This window comes from Bacillus sp. FJAT-45066 (assembly GCF_002335755.1).
Classification (GTDB): domain Bacteria; phylum Bacillota; class Bacilli; order Bacillales; family Bacillaceae_I; genus Bacillus_CD; species Bacillus_CD alkalisoli.
Genome location: NZ_NISQ01000001.1, coordinates 3,600,256 through 3,618,294 on the forward strand (window position 1 = coordinate 3,600,256; position 18,039 = coordinate 3,618,294).

The window sequence follows — 18,039 nt, forward strand, 5'->3', positions numbered from 1 at the left end:
GGCGGTGCAGTGAGTAGAATGCTTCAGTACTTAAAAGATATTTATAGTAGAAAAGATTTATTAATCTATTTAGTGAAATCAGGTTTAAAAGCAGATACAAGAAACAGTTATTTAGGGTACTTTTGGTGGTTGTTAGATCCGTTACTTAATATACTAGTATATTACTTCTTAGTTAGTGTGGTTCTTGGTAGAGGCGGAGAAAATTTTGCCGTATATCTTGTAATAGGTTTAATATGTTGGAGATGGATTAACACTTCGATAAATTCATCAGCAAAATCCATCATTAAATACTCCTCAATAATAAATCAAGTGTACTTACCAAAAACAATATTTCCGTTAGCTACATCTGCTACACAATTATTTAATTTTGCATTTGGGCTAATAGTTATTAGTTTATTTCTTGTTTTTTTTGGAGTAGTACCTGGTTGGCAAGTTATATACTTACCAATATTAATTTTAGTTCTACTTTTATTCTTATTAGCAATTAGCTTAGTTGTTGCATACTTATGTGTGTTTATTCGTGACATTGATATGATTCTATCTCATATATTACGAATCTTATTCTATACATCCCCTATTATATGGGGAAGGGAAATCTTACCAGAACAGTACAGATGGATTGTGGAGATTAATCCCATCGCCATTATCATAGATTCTTTCAGAGCGATTCTAATGTGGCAAACAAGTCCTAACGTGTTAGGTTTAGTAATTATTGGTGCTCTTTCACTTTTAACGATTGTTTTAACTTTACTTTATTACAGCCGTAATGAGCATAAAATTATAAAGGCACTTTAAATGAGGTTTTATTATGTCTATAAATGATGTGAATGAAAATAAAGAGATTGTTATTGAAGCCAATAATTTAGGAGTTTCTTTTGTAGAAGGATTTAAAAAAGATGACTTTAAGTCACATATTATTAACTTAGTAAGAAATAAAAAGAAAAAGAAAGTAAAGTCGGTAGCATGGCCTTTAAAAGACATCAATTTCAAAGCTTATAAAGGTGAAGTAGTAGGTATTATTGGTTCAAATGGTGCTGGTAAAACTACTCTTTGTAAACTAATTACCGGTATTTTACAACCAAATAAAGGTTCAATAACAGTTAAAGGTAAGGTCTCTGCCCTTTTTGCTTTAGGTATGGGATTTAACAAAGAACTTACTGGAAGAGACAATGTCTATTTGAACGGTATGATGCTTGGAATTTCAAAAGAAAAAATTAATGAATATATTGATGAGATTCATGAGTTTTCAGGTATAGGAAGATTCTTAGATGAGCCGATGAAAAACTATTCTAGTGGGATGAAGGCTAGATTAGGTTTTAGTGTAGCTGCATTTTTGGAGCCTGAAATTTTAATATTAGATGAAGCACTTAATACAGGTGACAGGGAATTTAGCCAGAAGGCAGCAATTAAGATTAAAGAATTAATTAGTATGGCCAAAATGGTCATTATTGTTACTCATAGCCTAAATTATGCTCAAGAGAATTGTGATAGAATCATTTGGTTAGATAAAGGTATGGTTCGGGACATAGGAGAGTCAAAATCCATTATTGAAAAATATAAAGAAACTATTCCAGAGAGAAAACCTAAAAAGAAGCCAAAGCTTGAACTAGTAAAAACCAATACTGAAATTAAAGACAGTCTAATAGTAAAGGCTGAAAATGTCAGTGTTTCTTTTAAAGTAAGAAAAGAACGATTTTGGGCTTTAAAGAAAGTTAGTTTTGAAGTTAAAGAAGGAGAAGTTATAGGTATAATTGGACATAACGGCGCTGGAAAAAGCACTTTATGTAAGCTATTAACTAAAATTCTAACTCCGGAAGAGGGGAAATTAACTTTAAAAGGTAAAACATCTGCACTATTAGGTTACGGCACAGGTTTCAATGCTCAACTTTCTGGAATAGATAACATCTATTTGAATGGAATGTTATTAGGCATACCTAAAGAACGAGTGGAAAGGGATTTATCAAAAATTATAGAATTTTCAGAGTTAGGAAACGCAATTAATAAACCTGTAAAACAATATTCAAGTGGTATGCGCTCAAGACTCGGGTTTAGTATAGCTGCTACTCTACAACCTGATATCTTTATTATTGATGAAGCTTTATCCACTGGAGATGTTGCTTTTCAAAATAAAGCCAGTGTTAAAATTCAAGAAATGATGGAAAAAGCAAAAGCGGTTATTATTGTTACTCATAGTATGAGTTTTGTTGAAAAAGTTTGTACGAGAGCAATTTGGATGGAAAAAGGGGAAAAAAAGTTCGATGGCGATCCTTTAATAGCTGTTGAGATGTATAAAGAACATATTGATACAAAAAATAAGAAATAATGAGAGAACGTTAAAACGGGGGGAATAATAATGAACATGTTTTGGGATTTGCTAGTCAAACCTATACTTTCTGAATTGAAACTTGAAAAAGTAGTAGAAGTTGGCGCCCAAACTGGAATTAACACGAATAAAATATTGCAATATTGTCGAGAACAAAAAGGAAAGTTGCATACGATAGATCCCGCTCCGATGTTTGATTATAAGAAATTAAAAGAAGAAAATGAAGAATATTTTGATTTCTATAAGGAATTAAGTCTGAGTGCTCTTCCTCTGCTAAAGGATTACGAAGCTATATTATTAGATGGTGACCATAACTGGTACACTGTTTACCATGAATTAAATTGTATTAACGATAGTTTTAAAGGTAAGGAGAAATACCCTTTAATTTTTTTACATGACATAGGATGGCCTTATGGAAGAAGAGATTTATATTATAACCCAGAGAATATTCCGGATGTGCACAGACAACCATACAAGATGCTAGGTATTCTCCCTGATAGCTCCACTTTGACAGAAGAGGGGATAAATGGGCATCTATATAATTCTATTTATGAGAATAATCCTAAAAATGGTGTATTAACTGCAGTTGAAGATTTTATTAAGGAAAATGAAAAAGATCTAAGTCTTATAATGGTAAATGCTTTTTATGGCTTAGGGATAATTTGTTCCAATTCCGTAAAACCAAAAGTTCTAGAAATATTATCAAAGTCAAACTATAAAGAAAAATTAGTAGAACAACTTGAAACTAACAGAATTGAACTAGAAGTTAAACTGGAGAAATTCAAGAAAAGTTTAGTGCAAAAGCAGGAAGTTGTTAAAAGACTGGAAAGTGAAAATAAATCTCTTTTAGAAAAATCTAAAAAAGACGAAAGTAAGATAGCTAGCTTAGTTGCAAACGAAGAAAAGCTAAAGACTCTTGATAGTGAAGTCAATCTCCTAACAAATCAGCTCAAATCCTTATCGTCTGAAAATGCTATATTGCAGGCAAGCCTTGATGCCTGTCAAAGTGAGCTTATTCAAGTAAGAGCAACAGGTGATTCTTACTCGACTGACAATAAAAGTTTAACACAATGTGTAACGGAAAAAGATAAGTTGATTTGTCAACTTAAATCTGATGTAACTAGGTTAGAAAATGAAAATAAAGTATTAAATGATAAAATTAAAAAACTGAACGATATGGTTGGAAAAATAAAGCGACAGTTGAAGAAATTACAAAAGTCTTCGAGATACGAACTTGGAGATATGCTTTATGCTGCAGCGAAGCCGTCAAAAAATACGTTGAAATTGCCAGTGAGATTAGCACGTCTCATAGCAAGAGGCTTTAGAAACAGATGGAATAAGCGCTACAATAAAGGAACGAATAGTAACAAGAATATTGCTTCAAATGGAAATGTGAATTTTTTAAATGATAAGCATGTATTTCCAGAAAAAGTGGATATTATAATACCTGTATACAACGCATTGGACGAACTTAAACAATGTGTAAGTAGTTTAGTGAAATATACGAAGTTTCCAAATAGAATAATATTAATAAATGATAAATCTCCAGATCCAAATGTCAAAAAATATTTACAAGAAATTAAAGATATGGAAAACTTAGTTATCCTTGAAAACGAAAAAAATCTTGGTTTTATTGGAACAGTTAATAGAGGATTTGAGTATTCAGATAGAGATGTAGTCATTTTAAATAGTGATACTCGAGTAACGGAAGACTGGTTAAGAAGCTTGGTAGTATGTGCTTATTCTAAAGTTAACATAGGTACGGTTACTCCAGTTAGTAATGCCGCTGGTCCTTTTTCCGTTCCACACTTTAACCAAAATTTAGATTTACAGGAAGGTTACACAGAACACGATTATGCTCGTTTAGTTGCTAAGTTCTCTGAAAGAAGCTATCCAGAAGTTCCGACGGGAAATGGCTTCTGTATGTATATTAAACGTGTTGCCCTTGATAAAGTAGGAGGATTTGACCCGATTTTTGGCAAAGGGTATTGTGAAGAGAATGACTTCTGTATGAGAGCTAGTAAAATAGGAATGGTAAATGTCATAGACGATAGTACTTTTGTATATCATCAAAGAAATGTGTCATTCGGAAATGAAGATAAACAAAGACTTATCGAGAAAAACAGAAAAGTCCTTGACGAAAAACACCCTGACTATACAAGAAAAGTTAGGGAGTTCATTGCTAGTAATCCATTATCACAATTGCAAGAAGCAATGCAGAAAGAAATGAGTTCAGAGGTAATAGAAACCAAGAAAAATGTGTTATATGTTTTACACAAAGGTAAAGGTGGTACTCCTCTAACAAATTTGGACTTACTACGTAATGTAAAAGAATATTACCAACCATATGTGTTAACTAGTGATAGAAAGGAACTTGAACTATCCAAGTTAGAACAAGACGGAAGTTTAAGGTTTTTATTTAAAGTGTCACTAACTAAGCCAATTGAGGTAACGGATTTCAAACGCGCTGACTACAAGCACATTTTAACAAATTTAATAAAGAAGTTTGATTTTAAAATGATTCATGTACGTCATTTATTAGGACATACATTTGATGTTCCGGATATTGCAAAAGAACTAAATATTCCGATACTATTATCTTTCCATGATTTCTATTTTATTTGTCCAACTATCCAATTACTGGACAATAATAATGTCTATTGCGGCGGCCATTGTACAGCTGGTAAAGGGACATGTCATTATCCTAAGGGTTGGTTCCCTAACATGCCTGATTTAAAGCATAATTGGGTTAATCATTGGAAAGAAAAGGTTAACGAGATGATTGTGAAAGTCGATGGTTTTATCACAACTTCAGAATACACAAGAGATAGATATTATGATATTTATCCAATTTTAAAAGAAAAACAATTCACTGTAATCGAACATGGTCGAGACTTTAGTGATATTATGGATGTAAGTGTCGCTCCACAAAAGGGAGAGACAATAAAAATAGTTAGTTTCGGTGGAATAAACCTCCAAAAAGGTGCTAATTTATTATTAGATTTAATGGAATATGATAAGAAAATGTACAATAGGATTGAACTACACTTATTAGGAAGTGTATCTAATAAAAAGTTAAAAGAGAATTCTATTTTCCATGGCGAATATAAGAGAGAAGAGTTACCTCTTATGTTACAGGAAATTAAACCGAATTTTTCTGCTATATTCTCCATATGGCCAGAAACATATTGCCATACGTTAACAGAATCTTGGGCTTTAGGTGTTCCTGCCCTAGTTACTGACATTGGTACATTAAGAGAAAGAGTATTAAAGAACGGTGCTGGCTGGCTAGTCGATTTGTATGACGTTGAGTCATTGTACAAAACGATTATTGAAGCCGCAGACTCACCTGACGAATATCAAATAATAAAAGATAAAGTAGTCCAATTAAAGTTCCCTACAACATCTGATATGTCGGAAAAATATTTGGAAATATATAGAAAATTACTCGTAGATTAATCGAATTATATACTTTTTTTGTAGATAAGAGAAAAAATACCTTATTTGGGATAATTTTCTCTTATCTTTTTTTGTCTTTTCATGTATTATTTTATGTAGATAAATGGAGGGAGGTCGAAAGTTGTTTGCTGTATAAGATAATAAAAATTAAATTCATATTGTTGATGATGTTTTCGATACTTGGCAACCAACCATTTGTAGCACATGCAAATGCTACAAATACTAATGCAGATGAGTGGCTAGCTAATGCAAATGGACAATTTCACTTCACAGATAGACTCAAGCTATCTATTGAAGGTAGAGAGAAGTTTCCGAACGATGAAAGGTTTATTGACGCGATAAACAATCACGGGAGGACACTTTTACATTGGTCGATGGCGAAACAATTAGAAGGTGAGTACAACATAGCAAGGACAAGCTATGAACTTATACTTACCGCGCCTGCCTTAAATAGTAGTTTAAGAGAAACAACTGCTTATCATTTTGGTTATGCGTCCCAAAGTAAGCGAACACCAGAACAGTATTACAATTTTGCTATAAGTCAGAGACATTTCGTTAAACGCGTGGCTTTGTTTAGAGAAGGTTTTGGTCTATATAATGCTATTGAACGACAAATTGCTAAATTTGATCAAGGGCTTAATTTAAGTGCCCAAACTCTTTTACAATGGTCTATCAATAAGTACAATGAGAAAGACTATGCTCTATCTCTTATGGGGCTTGAAGAAATATTAAAAACACCTCAAATTAGTAATAACCTTAAACAATCTGCAGAAAGCCATCATCAGGATACTTTATATGATTATAGCTTAAGACATGTACATTTTACTGATAGATTGGCACTGGCTATTCAAGGGAACAGATTGTACCCAAACAATAGTAGATTTGTACAAGCAATAAATACAAACGCACGAACTTTGTTAAACTGGACAAAACCAAGACATATGTCTGGAGAATTCGATATAGCAATAGACAGATATGACCGAATTCTTGCAGCACCACGTTTAGCAAGCGATATTGTCGAAGAAACAGGATATCTCAATAGTTATGTGAAAAAACAATTGAGAACGCCAGAGCAATATTATGAATATGCAATTAGGCAGACGCATTACGCTGATCGATTGTTAAAGTTTACCGAAGGTTTCCAATTATACAATGAATCTGAGCAGAATCGTGGAAAGCTTGAGAATGGCTTAAATGCAAGTGCACAAACTTTCTTAAATTGGTCCATCCAAAAACATAATCAAAAAGATTATGCGTCAGCGAAGTTTGGATTGGAAAATATTATTGCAACATCAAAGGTAAGCTCAACTATTAAAGAAAACGCAACAAACGTTTATAAGACAGTCCTTTATGATTATGCAATGACCCATCCGCACTTTACGGAGAGGTTAGCTTTATCTATTGAAGGTTACAATAAGTATCCGACTGATATTCGTTTTACGAATGCGATAAATAGTAGTATTAATTCCTTGTTGCACTGGTCAATTGCTCGTCAAACTAATGGAGCATTTAAAGTCGCAGTAGATAGCTATGATCGTATTCTAGCATCACCAGTGTTAGATAGTAAGATTAAGAGTGATGTAGAGTACTATAGAAGTTTTGCTATTCAAGGGAAAAGAACACCTGAACAACATTATGAAATTTTTACAAGCCAAGTTCATTTTACAGATAGACTACAACTTGCCATTGATGGGTATCACTTATACCCTGGAGATTCCCGTTTTGTAGAAGCTATAAACACGACTGCAAGCTTATTACTAAGTTGGACTGTGTTACGTCAAACAGAAGGCGAATATGATTTATCAATAGATAGATATAATCACATCTTAGCAGCGCCAGTATTAGATAATCAAATTAAACTTAATGTGGAATATGCAAGAAACTATGCTTTGCAAGGAAAACGTACGCCAGAACAATATTATGATTTTGCAATAAAGCAAACGCATTTCACAGATAGAGTTCGATTATTTACAGAAGCATTCAATATTTATAATCAACAAGAACGAGAAGTTGGTCGAATTCAACAAGGGCTAAATGCTAGTGCAAATTCATTATTAAACTGGACCGTTCAACGCCATAATTTAGCGCAATTTGACATAGCTATCGCAAACTATAATCTAATTATAGGAAACCAATTAATAAGTCTAGCAATCCGTGATACTGCTAGTGAGAACTTAGCATGGGCAGAAAAAGGATTAACACTTGAGACAGAATTAATTGAATACACTTCTTATAATATAACTCTTAGTAGCTATTTAGATGTGCAAATGGCACTGAGAAATCCAGCACCTCAAACCGATCAATATCGCAATGCTAACGTATTTATTCATAGTTCTCTTTTAGCTATACAAGAAGAAGGAGTAATTACTGGAACTACTGTTAACTTGCGTTCGGAACCTAATCTAACTAGCGTAGCTAGATCTGTACCACAAGGTACAGTGGTAACAATTGAGGAAGAAGTCATAGGAGAAATGTGGAATAATAGTGATAAGTGGTATAGAATTACTTATGAAGGAAACACATACTTCGTTCATAGTAATCTAGCACAATCTAGAAGAGTGGCAACAGTGAATGGTACTGGAGTTCATATTCGACAGAGTGCTAGTACTTCCGCACACTCATTTGGTACGATAGCTAATAACACGATATTGCCTGTAGTAAGAAATGTATCAGGTACTGTAGTTAGTGGTTCAGATGTATGGTACGAACTTTCTTTAAGTCGTGATTGGCGAAATGCACCAAGGCAAGATGTTGAACAGTTTTTAAACCCTAACAATAATAATAGATTGCAACATCTAGTAATTTCTAGAAATTTAGGAGTACCTGCTGAAACTCTTAACATAGCTTTAGTAGGAAAGAGAATTCTGGAAAATAGAGGAGATGCCTTTAGTGAAGGTGCTAGACTTTATTCTGTCAATGAGTTTTATCTAATATCTCATGCTATTTTAGAAACAGGTCATGGATCTTCTACGTTAGCTCAAGGGATCTATGTAGACACAAATGGAAACCCTTATAGAGACAATAGTGGAAGGTTAATAACAGATCCTTCTAAATTACCTAGTACTGCAACAAAAGTATACAATATGTATGGAATAGCTGCTGTAGATAGTAATCCAATTAATGGCGGAGCTAGATATGCATATCAACAAGGTTGGGTTACACCTGACAAAGCCATTATTGGTGGTGCAAAGTGGATTTCCGATAATTACGTTAATCATCCGACAAGACGTCAAGATACAATTTATAAGATGAGATGGAATCCGGCTAATCCAGGTTCAAATCAATATGCATCAGATATAAGATGGACAGTAAAACAAGCGTCAACGATTGAACAATTATATGCTCAAACTAATCAACGCGCATTACACTTTAATATTCCTAGATTAAGATAATCAGAAAAGACTCAAGGTATTTAAACCTTGAGTCTTTTTTTATATCCGTATTTTGTTAATTTTATCAATAATTTCTTTTGCCCTTATTTCGAAAGTATGTTTTTCTCTTATTGTTTCTACTAGCTTATTTACTCTGTCCACAATTTGTGGATACATAAAGATTATTTGTTTTAATACAGATTCTAACTCTTCTTTGTTTCTGTAGTATAAAATTTCATTAGGGAAGAGGTTGTACAATTCTTCATGATAGTCTGAGATTACTGGGAGTCCACACGCAAGAGCGTCGAAAACTCTGTTGTTGATAAATCCATATTTTTTCATATCTTCATAATGATCATTTAAGATTGCCTTTGATTTAGAATATAATTTCCCTAACTCTTCATTTTTAATGTAATGTCCCATTAAGAGTTCGCTTTGAACAAGTGTTTCCCATCCTCTACCCCAAACTTTAAGGGGTAACCCTATCTCAATAGACCAAACAACCCCAGGTCTATTAACTCCTTTTTTATTTCCTACAAAAATAAAGTCAGACCGATCATTGTTGGAGACATCATGATTAATAGTAAACTCTTCGATATCTGTACATTGTAATAAAGGATAAACAGGTTTACTCAATTTAGTTTTCAAGAATTCTGCATGGTTATTCGAGGCTACAAAAATTAAATCATATTCTTCATATTCTTCTAGAGTAACATCTTCTGGGTGACTAATGTTCCACATTACATTAAAGTGATTTTTCTTTGGTTTATACGGGTACTTTCCCCTTAGGACTAAAACGACATCTGCCTCTTTTTTGTTATTCCAGTTTGGATAGTAATCCGTCTCCACTTCCACTTTATTTCTGACTAAATACTTTGAAAGTGAGCGACCAAAATGAAAATCTCCCCACATTTCTTGCCTCCAGTCTGTTGGAGCTGGGTTTTTTATTATCATTTTCATTTTTTACCCTCCTCACTTAATTTCATATATAAATTAGAAAAAAATTCAACGAAACTATAGGATGTCTTATAAATTGTAGTAGTAGGGTTATTTGTTATTTCATCTAATGAACTAAGTGTTTCTTCCGTTGTATATTCATTGACATAACTAGTAAGTGAGTTATACCAAAATAATGAACAATAATTTAATTCATCTTTAGAATTACTTCGGGGAAAATACTCTATTTTTGAATGATTAAAATCGGTTATTGATTGTTGTGAAAAGATAATTTGTTTTCCAAAATGGTAATTTGTTAACAAGCTAATTGCCATCGAAACAACGTTGATTTCTTGACAATATACATAGCTTCCTCTAACGTGAAACAACCCTTCCATAATCGATGTAAAAAGAGAGGGGAAGTTTGTTAATTTAACGACTCTAATCTTAATAGGTACATCACTGAAAAGCCTATATAATTGCATTAACGAGTTAGCATCTTGACAAAAAAATACACAACTTATGTTGTACTCTTTTGAAGCTTCTTGCATGTATTCTAATTGACTTAACCATGTCTCTTTGTTTAAGTCCGTTAAAATAAAGGTAACACCAATCTTATTATCAATAGTGGTATTAATTGATTGTGGTTTTTGCCCTTTATTACTTGCACGTATCATGGAGAGAACTTTAATAGGTAAAAAAATCGTACGTAACGATGGTTTTTTTAATGAATCTACTATTAATTCTCCTAATTTGTATTTGTTAGATGACCTTACAATGTCTTGCTGTTTAGCATTGAGATCTTTTAACTTTCTAATCATATTTATATTAGAATAGTTATCATTAATTATTTTGATAAGTGTGTCTAAGTCTTTTTCGTTAAAATTTTTCATTAATATACTCCTGAATAATAATCTTAAGAATTTTAGTAGTATCACTTTCGTTTGAATCAATATTTTATTCAGTATATAATACCATAGATGACAAAGCTATTAACTATAATATCCAAGGATATGACGTTTTTTAGAAGGAGATTAACGTAAATGAATGTAAAAAAATTGGCTAACATCAAATCTTGGTTAGTTAATTCCTTTATAAAACCTAAACTTTTAAACATTATTAATAATACTTTAAGTAAAGAAAAAAAGGCACGTATAAAGAAATTTTTAAATAAATATGGACCTTTTGCAGATAAAGCTTATATAGAGAACATTAAATATTATTTATACGAATGCGGAGCGATAGAAAAGAGTTACGACGAATTAGTGAATATATATGTACATTCAAAAAATCAAAACTTAAAAAAATTGGCTACATGGGAATTAGTGCTTTGGCATGCAAGACAACAGTCTCAACACGATGCGAGAAAAGCATTATCTTACCTAGAAACGATATCTTATAATGACAAAAATAGAGAAATGATACAAAGGGTTGCAGTCATCAAATCGGAGATGTTGAATTTATTAAATAAAAAAGCGGATGCAATTGTAGAAGTGGAAAAAATATTATCTTTAAACGAAAATCCAAATGTGTTATTAGCCAGAGCTAACTTAGAAGAAAATATTCTACAAAAGCTAAGAATAATTAATAGAGTCTTTAACTATTACAATCTAAACCAGTTTGAAAAAATAGAAGAAGATAATTTTAATGGTTATAACGATTTGTATAAGTTGTTTTCAGGAACAGCTGTTGCTACAGAGGATAAAAAACAACCGAAAGTCTCTATAATCGTACCAACTTTTAACGATGAGAAAAATATAAAAAACACGCTAGATTCTTTATTATTACAACAATGGAGTAATTTAGAAATTATCGCAGTAGATGATTGTAGCACCGATAAGACAAAAGATATTATTACTACTTATGCCGAAAATGATAAAAGAGTAAGGCTTCTCCAAACGGAAACTAACAGTGGAGCTTATGTTGCTAGAAATTTAGCCCTCAGAGAAGCTAGCGGAGATTTTGTTACCATTAATGATGGGGACGATTGGTCACACCCTCTTAAGATTAAAAGACAAGTCGAACATTTATTAATGAACCCAAAAGTAATCGGTAATACTTCAGAACAAGCACGATTAACGGAAAAAATAGAATTTTACCGAAGGGGGAAGCCGGGTTTTTATATTTTCACTAATATCTCTTCTTTTATGTTTAGGAGGGAACCGATTTTAGAGAAAATCGGGTATTGGGACTGTGTAAGGTTTGGTGCAGATACCGAGTTCATGAAAAGAATAAGAAAAGTTTTTGGAGAAAAGTCTATTATAGAATTAAGGACTGGACCATTATCTTTTCAACAGCAATCTTCTTCCTCCTTAACAGGAAACAGTGCATTTGGCTATGATGGTTTTTTCATGGGGGCTAGAAAAGAATATCGGGATAGCCAAGAGTTCTATCATAACCGAGAAAATAATTTGTATTATCATTTCTCTCAAAAAAGACCGTTTCCAGTTCCAGAACCAATGTTACCGACTAGGAATAATAGGAGTGCTGTTAGAAATTTCGAAAAAATTATCGTAACAGATTTTAGGTGTGATAGTAAAAATTTGGAATGGGTATCGAATGAAATAGCAAAAACACTATCTATAGGTAAGACAATAGGCTTAATACAACTAGCAGAGTATAACCTAAATCAAAAGAAGAGAATAAATGAAAATATTAGATCTCTAATTGACGGTGAAAAAGTACAGATGATTGTTTTTGGAGAGAGTGTTTTTGCGGAACATATCATTGTTTTTGGTTTCGAAGTCCTGAAATATAAACAAAAATACGTACCAAACGTTACAGTGGAAAAAGTGGATATTGTAGTAAATAAAGATGTAAATATAAATGACAAGGAATTGTGCGAGAAAAACCTATTGCATTATTTCAAACAAAGAGGTAATTGGATATTTATTAACAATTGGAAAAATTAAATATTCATAAATCTCTTTTGATTAAATGGATTTTTTTGATAAACTAAATTATTGGCACTTAAAAGATAAAGGGAATAAAGAGAAGTAGATAAATATGACTTTACGTATTATAATGTATGGTGGTTAGTATAGAAAAGGAAAAACAAGGTAGAGAGGGGAAGAAAATATGCAAGTAAAAAAAGCAATCATTCCAGCAGCTGGTCTTGGAACAAGATTTCTTCCAGCAACTAAAGCACAACCGAAAGAAATGTTACCAATAGTGGATAAGCCAACTATTCAATATATTGTAGAAGAAGCAGTACAATCAGGTATTGAAGATATTATCATTGTAAGTGGTCGTGGAAAGAGAGCAATTGAAGATCATTTTGATAAATCATATGAATTAGAGGAAACATTAGCTAAGAAAAATAAATTTGAAGCTTTGCAAGAAGTACAAGAAATTGCAAAGTTAGCAAATATTCATTATATACGTCAAGGTGAACCGTTAGGGTTAGGGCATGCTATATGGTGTGCACGTAAATTTATTGGTAACGAACCATTTGCAGTAATGCTTGGTGATGATATTGTAAACTCTGTAGATAAACCATGCTTAAGACAGATGATTGAAGTATATAACAGATATCACTCTTCAGTTGTAGGGGTTCAAGGAGTAGCAGATGAGGATGTTTCTAAATATGGTATTATTAATCCAAAAGGAAACGAAATTGAACCTAGTGTAATTAATGTTGACTCTTTAGTAGAGAAGCCTAAGCTGGAAGACGCACCTTCTAATTTTGCTATAATGGGTCGTTATATTCTTCGTCCAGAAATATTCGATATCTTAGAGAACTTACCACCTGGTGCTGGTGGAGAAATTCAATTAACAGATGCGATTAACGTTTTAAATAAAGAGCAAGCCGTTTTAGCTTATCAATTTGAGGGTACTCGTTACGATGTAGGAGATAAGTTCGGATTCATTAAAGCACAAGTAGACTATGCTCTTCAAAGAGAAGATTTAAGAGAACAAATGATGGAGTATTTAAGTGAGATTAATAAAAGAAATCTTGCTACGAAAGGATAATACAACATGAAAAAATTAGCTGTTATCGGAACAGGTTACGTTGGACTTGTTTCTGGAACTTGTTTTGCAGAAATAGGGAACAAAGTAACTTGTTGCGATATCGATGAAACAAAAATTAGCAAATTAAGTAATGGAGAAATACCTATATATGAGCCAGGCTTAGAGGAGTTAGTAAAGAAAAACTCACGAAACGGCAACTTAACATTTACAACGGATATTGCTTCCGCAATGCAAGATGCTGAAGTAATTTATATTGCGGTTGGTACTCCAATGTCCGAATCTGGAGAAGCGGACTTAAGGTTTGTGAAGGCAGTTGCTAAAACAATTGGCGAAAATTTAAATGCTTACAAAGTTGTTGTGAACAAAAGTACTGTTCCAGTTGGCACTGGAGAACTTGTATATAATATTGTTCAAGAAAATGCAACAGACAAGACAGTAGAGTTTGATGTAGTTTCTAACCCAGAGTTTTTACGAGAAGGCTCTGCTATCCATGACACAATGAACATGGAACGAGCTGTTATTGGAGCAACAAGTGAGAAGGCTGCGGCAATTATTGAAGAATTGCACAAACCATTTAACACGACAATCGTTAAAACAAACGTTGAAACGGCAGAGATGATCAAATATGCAGCAAACGCATTCCTAGCTACTAAAATTTCCTTTATCAACGACATTGCTAACGTGTGTGAACGCGTAGGTGCTGATGTGACGAAAGTTGCAGAAGGAATGGGATTAGACTCTCGAATCGGTTCTAAGTTTTTACAAGCTGGTATTGGTTATGGTGGTTCTTGTTTCCCTAAAGATACACAAGCTCTAGTTCATATCGCAAGCGAAGTTGGATATGATTTAAAGTTAGTGAGATCTGTTATTGAAACAAATGAAAGTCAAAAAATTAAAATTGTAGAGAAAATGCAAGAAGTATTTGGAGAACTAAAGGGTAAGAAAGTAGCTATTCTTGGTCTTGCATTTAAACCGAATACGGATGATATGCGTTATGCTCCATCCTTATACGTAATTCCAGCACTGAAAGAATTAGGTGCGGAAATAACTGCGTATGATCCAGTTGCAATAGAAGAAGCGAAGAAATGGATAGAAACAGAAATTACTTATTCCGAAGATTTATATGGCACTATTGAAGGTGCAGACGCATGTGTAATACTAACGGAATGGCCTGAAGTAATGGATTTAGACTTAATAAGAGTAAAGCAATTGTTAGAATCACCATTTATCTTTGATGGACGTAACTGTTTCAAGTTAGAAGTAATGAAAGATAAAGGTATTAATTATTACTCAATCGGTAGACCATCCATTCAACTTACTGAATCAAAGCATACAACAACAAATTAATTTATAAAAGGTTGATAGCTATGTATATACTATCAACCTTTTTGATTTTTATATTTTAGATATCTGGAGTTTTTTGGAAAGAAACATAATTTATTCTTTGTGGTACAATATTAATAATTTCTAATATGATTTTAATGTCTTTTATAAAGGAAAAAAGCTATACTTATTTTTATAGTTCTTTGTATAAGTTGAAATGGGGTTTAAATTATGATTAATTTTTTAGATGAAAAAGGAAAAAGGATAGCGTTTATTGTTGCGGATATAGCAATTATTACCCTCGCTTACCTTTTAGCTTTTTATATACGTAGTGAAACTTATGTTTACCGTAACTGGGAATCTTTTTTAGTATTACTACCTTGGATTATGTTAATAAGTGCCTTTTTCTTTGCGATATATGAAGTGAATCCATCGAGAAGAAAAAGAGTATTCGATTATTTCGGAAGTATATTTATTAGTACTTCATCTATAATGATAACAACGATGGCAGCTTCCTTCTTCTTTCGAGCTTTTAGTATGCCTCGTTCTGTCATTTTACTTTCTTTCATATTTTCACTTGTACTTCTAACATTGTGGAAGGTAATTGTAATATCTATAAAAAAATCTTCCCATCCTGAAAAAGTTTTAATAATTTGCGAACCTCAAGAAAGAAGTAAACTAATCTTTCAAGTAAAGGATACCTTTACATCAGACGTGAAAATCGAGTTTGTGGATTTTCATTCTCCGATAAATAAGATTTACGAAGCTATTAAACGTTCAGAATCGGTTATCCTCGGAGCTAAGGATAACGATGAAAAAAAGACTAAATTAATTTATTTTGCATTCCAGAATACTAAAAATCTTTATTTAGTGCCGTCATTTTATGATTTACTTCTTTCTAAATCAGATATTACTCCATTTGATGATACGATGTCATTGTCGATTAAGCCATTCGGCCTCACTATCGACCAACAAATAATGAAACGAACTTTTGACTTAATATTCTCAATCCTTATCTTGCCGTTCTTAATTCCATTTTTTATTCTAGGTACAATTCTAATTAAAATACAAGAGCCAAGAGGATCTGTATTTTACACACAAGCTAGATTAGGAAAAGATAACAAGGAGTTCCACATTATCAAACTTAGAACGATGGTCGAGAATGCAGAGGGTAAGACTGGTCCTACATTAGCTTCGGAAGACGATCCAAGAATAACAAAAATAGGTAAATTCTTAAGAGCAACAAGAATAGATGAATTACCTCAAATTTTTAATGTTTTAAAAGGGGATATGTCTATCGTTGGACCAAGGCCCGAAAGAAGCTTTTTCATTGAAAAATTTGAAAAAGATATAAGCTCTTATCAATATCGTAATACTGTTAAGCCAGGTATTACAGGTTATGCACAAATCATGGGTAAATACACAACGAGTGTTGTTGATAAACTTCGATTTGACCTTCATTATATTAGGAACTATTCAATAATGTTTGATATTATAATTATCATGAGAACTTTACTAGTAATCGTGGATAAGAGTAAATCGGAAGGCGTTAAAGAACAAAAGCAGAGAAAAAAGCAACTCACATAAAATAATAAACAGATCTTCTCACCATGAGTAGGTCTGTTTTTTTCATAAATAAAATAATTGTTTGATATTTTTTTGAACAGTGAATACTATTAAAAATGAGTATTTTTTAAGGAGAACCTATATTATGATGATAAAAAAAGTAATCATACCAGCAGCAGGGCTTGGTACTAGATTTTTGCCAGCAACAAAAGCGCAACCGAAAGAAATGCTGCCAATTGTAGATAAACCAACTATACAATATATAATTGAAGAAGCGGTTGAATCAGGTATTGAAGATATCATTATTGTAAGTGGACGTGGGAAAAGAGCAATAGAAGACCATTTTGATAAATCATATGAATTAGAAGAAACGTTATTGAAAAAAGAGAAATATGAGATTTTAGAGGAAATACAGTCTATTGCAAAGTTAGCTAACATTCACTATATACGGCAAAGAGAACCATTGGGTTTAGGGCATGCCATATGGTGCGCAAGAAAATTTATCGGTAATGATGCGTTTGGCGTAATGTTAGGGGATGACATTGTAAAGTCTGATACTCCTTGTTTAAAACAGTTAATTGATGTATATGATCAACATGGCAAAGCGGTTGTAGGGGTTCAAAACGTTCCTGAAAAGGATGTTTCTAAGTATGGGATTATTGCTCCTAAAGGGGAATGCGTAGCACCTAATGTAGAGTGTATTGAGAACCTTGTCGAAAAACCATCGATTCAAGAAGCGCCATCTCAACTAGCTATAATGGGTAGATATGTGCTAACACCTGAAATCTTTGACATTATTGAAAAAACACCACAAGGGTCTGGTGGGGAAATTCAATTAACTGATGCTATTAACACACTTAACAAACAACAACAAGTACTAGCATACCAGTTTGAAGGAATTCGTTATGACGTCGGAGATAAATTCGGATTTGTAAAAGCAACAATAGACTTTAGCTTAGACAGAGAAGACTTAAGAGATGATGTATTAAAATATATACAGAAATTAAAAAACTCACAATATAATCCAATATAGGGTAAAATAGAAAGAGTGTACAAATGTACACTTTTTTTCTTACTCATATTCATAAA

11 protein-coding genes are annotated in these 18,039 nt (G+C 32.7%); 9 read left to right on the top strand and 2 right to left on the bottom strand.

Going from position 1 to position 18,039, the window contains the following annotated elements; translation table 11 throughout:
- Positions 1 to 18: 18 nt before the first annotated feature.
- The 4 genes from CDZ92_RS17995 to CDZ92_RS18010 all read left to right on the top strand — a co-directional run bounded on the left by CDZ92_RS17995 (position 19) and on the right by CDZ92_RS18010 (position 9,174).
- Complete coding sequence (locus CDZ92_RS17995; RefSeq protein ID WP_096157062.1) at positions 19 to 795, top strand: ABC transporter permease; 777 nt, start codon at positions 19 to 21, stop codon at positions 793 to 795.
- A gap of 13 nt (positions 796 to 808) precedes the next feature.
- Positions 809 to 2,323, top strand: a complete 1,515-nt coding sequence (locus CDZ92_RS18000; RefSeq protein WP_096156578.1) for an ABC transporter ATP-binding protein — start codon at positions 809 to 811, stop codon at positions 2,321 to 2,323.
- Positions 2,324 to 2,353: 30 nt separating this feature from the next.
- Positions 2,354 to 5,782, top strand: a complete 3,429-nt coding sequence (locus CDZ92_RS18005; RefSeq protein ID WP_096156579.1) for a glycosyltransferase — start codon at positions 2,354 to 2,356, stop codon at positions 5,780 to 5,782.
- Positions 5,783 to 5,907: 125 nt separating this feature from the next.
- On the top strand, positions 5,908 to 9,174 hold the full coding sequence (locus tag CDZ92_RS18010; protein WP_096156580.1) for an SH3 domain-containing protein: 3,267 nt from the start codon (positions 5,908 to 5,910) through the stop codon (positions 9,172 to 9,174).
- A gap of 39 nt (positions 9,175 to 9,213) precedes the next feature.
- On the opposite strand, the gene CDZ92_RS18015 is transcribed toward CDZ92_RS18010, so the two are convergent.
- Together CDZ92_RS18015 and CDZ92_RS18020 are read right to left on the bottom strand one after the other, a co-directional pair.
- Positions 9,214 to 10,113 carry a CgeB family protein gene (locus CDZ92_RS18015; protein ID WP_096156581.1) on the bottom strand — a complete coding sequence of 300 codons (900 nt, stop codon included), beginning with the start codon at positions 10,111 to 10,113 and terminating at the stop codon, positions 9,214 to 9,216.
- The gene (locus CDZ92_RS18020; RefSeq protein WP_096156582.1) at positions 10,110 to 10,982 is read right to left on the bottom strand and encodes a hypothetical protein; all 873 of its coding nucleotides are present in this window, start codon (positions 10,980 to 10,982) and stop codon (positions 10,110 to 10,112) included. The genes CDZ92_RS18015 and CDZ92_RS18020 overlap by 4 nt, the downstream gene beginning before the upstream one ends.
- Positions 10,983 to 11,132: 150 nt before the next feature.
- On the opposite strand from CDZ92_RS18020, the gene CDZ92_RS18025 reads away from it, so the two are divergent.
- The 5 genes from CDZ92_RS18025 (at position 11,133) to galU (CDZ92_RS18045) (ending at position 17,983) form a co-directional block, all read left to right on the top strand.
- Entirely contained in the window at positions 11,133 to 13,001 is a 1,869-nt protein-coding gene (locus tag CDZ92_RS18025) for a glycosyltransferase family 2 protein (protein WP_096156583.1), read from the top strand.
- A gap of 166 nt (positions 13,002 to 13,167) precedes the next feature.
- Positions 13,168 to 14,061 (top strand): UTP--glucose-1-phosphate uridylyltransferase GalU, encoded by an 894-nt coding sequence (gene galU, locus CDZ92_RS18030; RefSeq protein ID WP_096156584.1) that lies wholly within the window; start codon positions 13,168 to 13,170, stop codon positions 14,059 to 14,061.
- 6 nt (positions 14,062 to 14,067) lie between these two features.
- The gene (tuaD, locus tag CDZ92_RS18035; RefSeq protein ID WP_096156585.1) at positions 14,068 to 15,408 is read left to right on the top strand and encodes a UDP-glucose 6-dehydrogenase TuaD; all 1,341 of its coding nucleotides are present in this window, start codon (positions 14,068 to 14,070) and stop codon (positions 15,406 to 15,408) included.
- 207 nt (positions 15,409 to 15,615) lie between these two features.
- A complete protein-coding gene (locus CDZ92_RS18040) occupies positions 15,616 to 16,971 on the top strand; it encodes a sugar transferase (protein ID WP_096156586.1) in 1,356 nt (451 codons plus the stop codon).
- Between the two features lie 124 nt (positions 16,972 to 17,095).
- Positions 17,096 to 17,983 (top strand): UTP--glucose-1-phosphate uridylyltransferase GalU, encoded by an 888-nt coding sequence (gene galU, locus CDZ92_RS18045; RefSeq protein ID WP_096156587.1) that lies wholly within the window; start codon positions 17,096 to 17,098, stop codon positions 17,981 to 17,983.
- Positions 17,984 to 18,039: the final 56 nt, after the last annotated feature.

Excerpts from the sequence above, each read along its gene's own strand:
- CDZ92_RS17995 (WP_096157062.1), top strand. The coding sequence starts at position 19 with ATGCTTCAGTACTTAAAAGATATTTATAGTAGAAAAGATTTATTAATC.
- CDZ92_RS18000 (WP_096156578.1), top strand. The coding sequence starts at position 809 with ATGTCTATAAATGATGTGAATGAAAATAAAGAGATTGTTATTGAAGCC.
- CDZ92_RS18005 (WP_096156579.1), top strand. The coding sequence starts at position 2,354 with ATGAACATGTTTTGGGATTTGCTAGTCAAACCTATACTTTCTGAATTG.
- CDZ92_RS18015 (WP_096156581.1), bottom strand. The coding sequence starts at position 10,113 with ATGAAAATGATAATAAAAAACCCAGCTCCAACAGACTGGAGGCAAGAA.
- CDZ92_RS18020 (WP_096156582.1), bottom strand. The coding sequence starts at position 10,982 with ATGAAAAATTTTAACGAAAAAGACTTAGACACACTTATCAAAATAATT.
- CDZ92_RS18025 (WP_096156583.1), top strand. The coding sequence starts at position 11,133 with ATGAATGTAAAAAAATTGGCTAACATCAAATCTTGGTTAGTTAATTCC.
- galU (WP_096156584.1), top strand. The coding sequence starts at position 13,168 with ATGCAAGTAAAAAAAGCAATCATTCCAGCAGCTGGTCTTGGAACAAGA.
- tuaD (WP_096156585.1), top strand. The coding sequence starts at position 14,068 with ATGAAAAAATTAGCTGTTATCGGAACAGGTTACGTTGGACTTGTTTCT.
- CDZ92_RS18040 (WP_096156586.1), top strand. The coding sequence starts at position 15,616 with ATGATTAATTTTTTAGATGAAAAAGGAAAAAGGATAGCGTTTATTGTT.
- galU (WP_096156587.1), top strand. The coding sequence starts at position 17,096 with ATGATGATAAAAAAAGTAATCATACCAGCAGCAGGGCTTGGTACTAGA.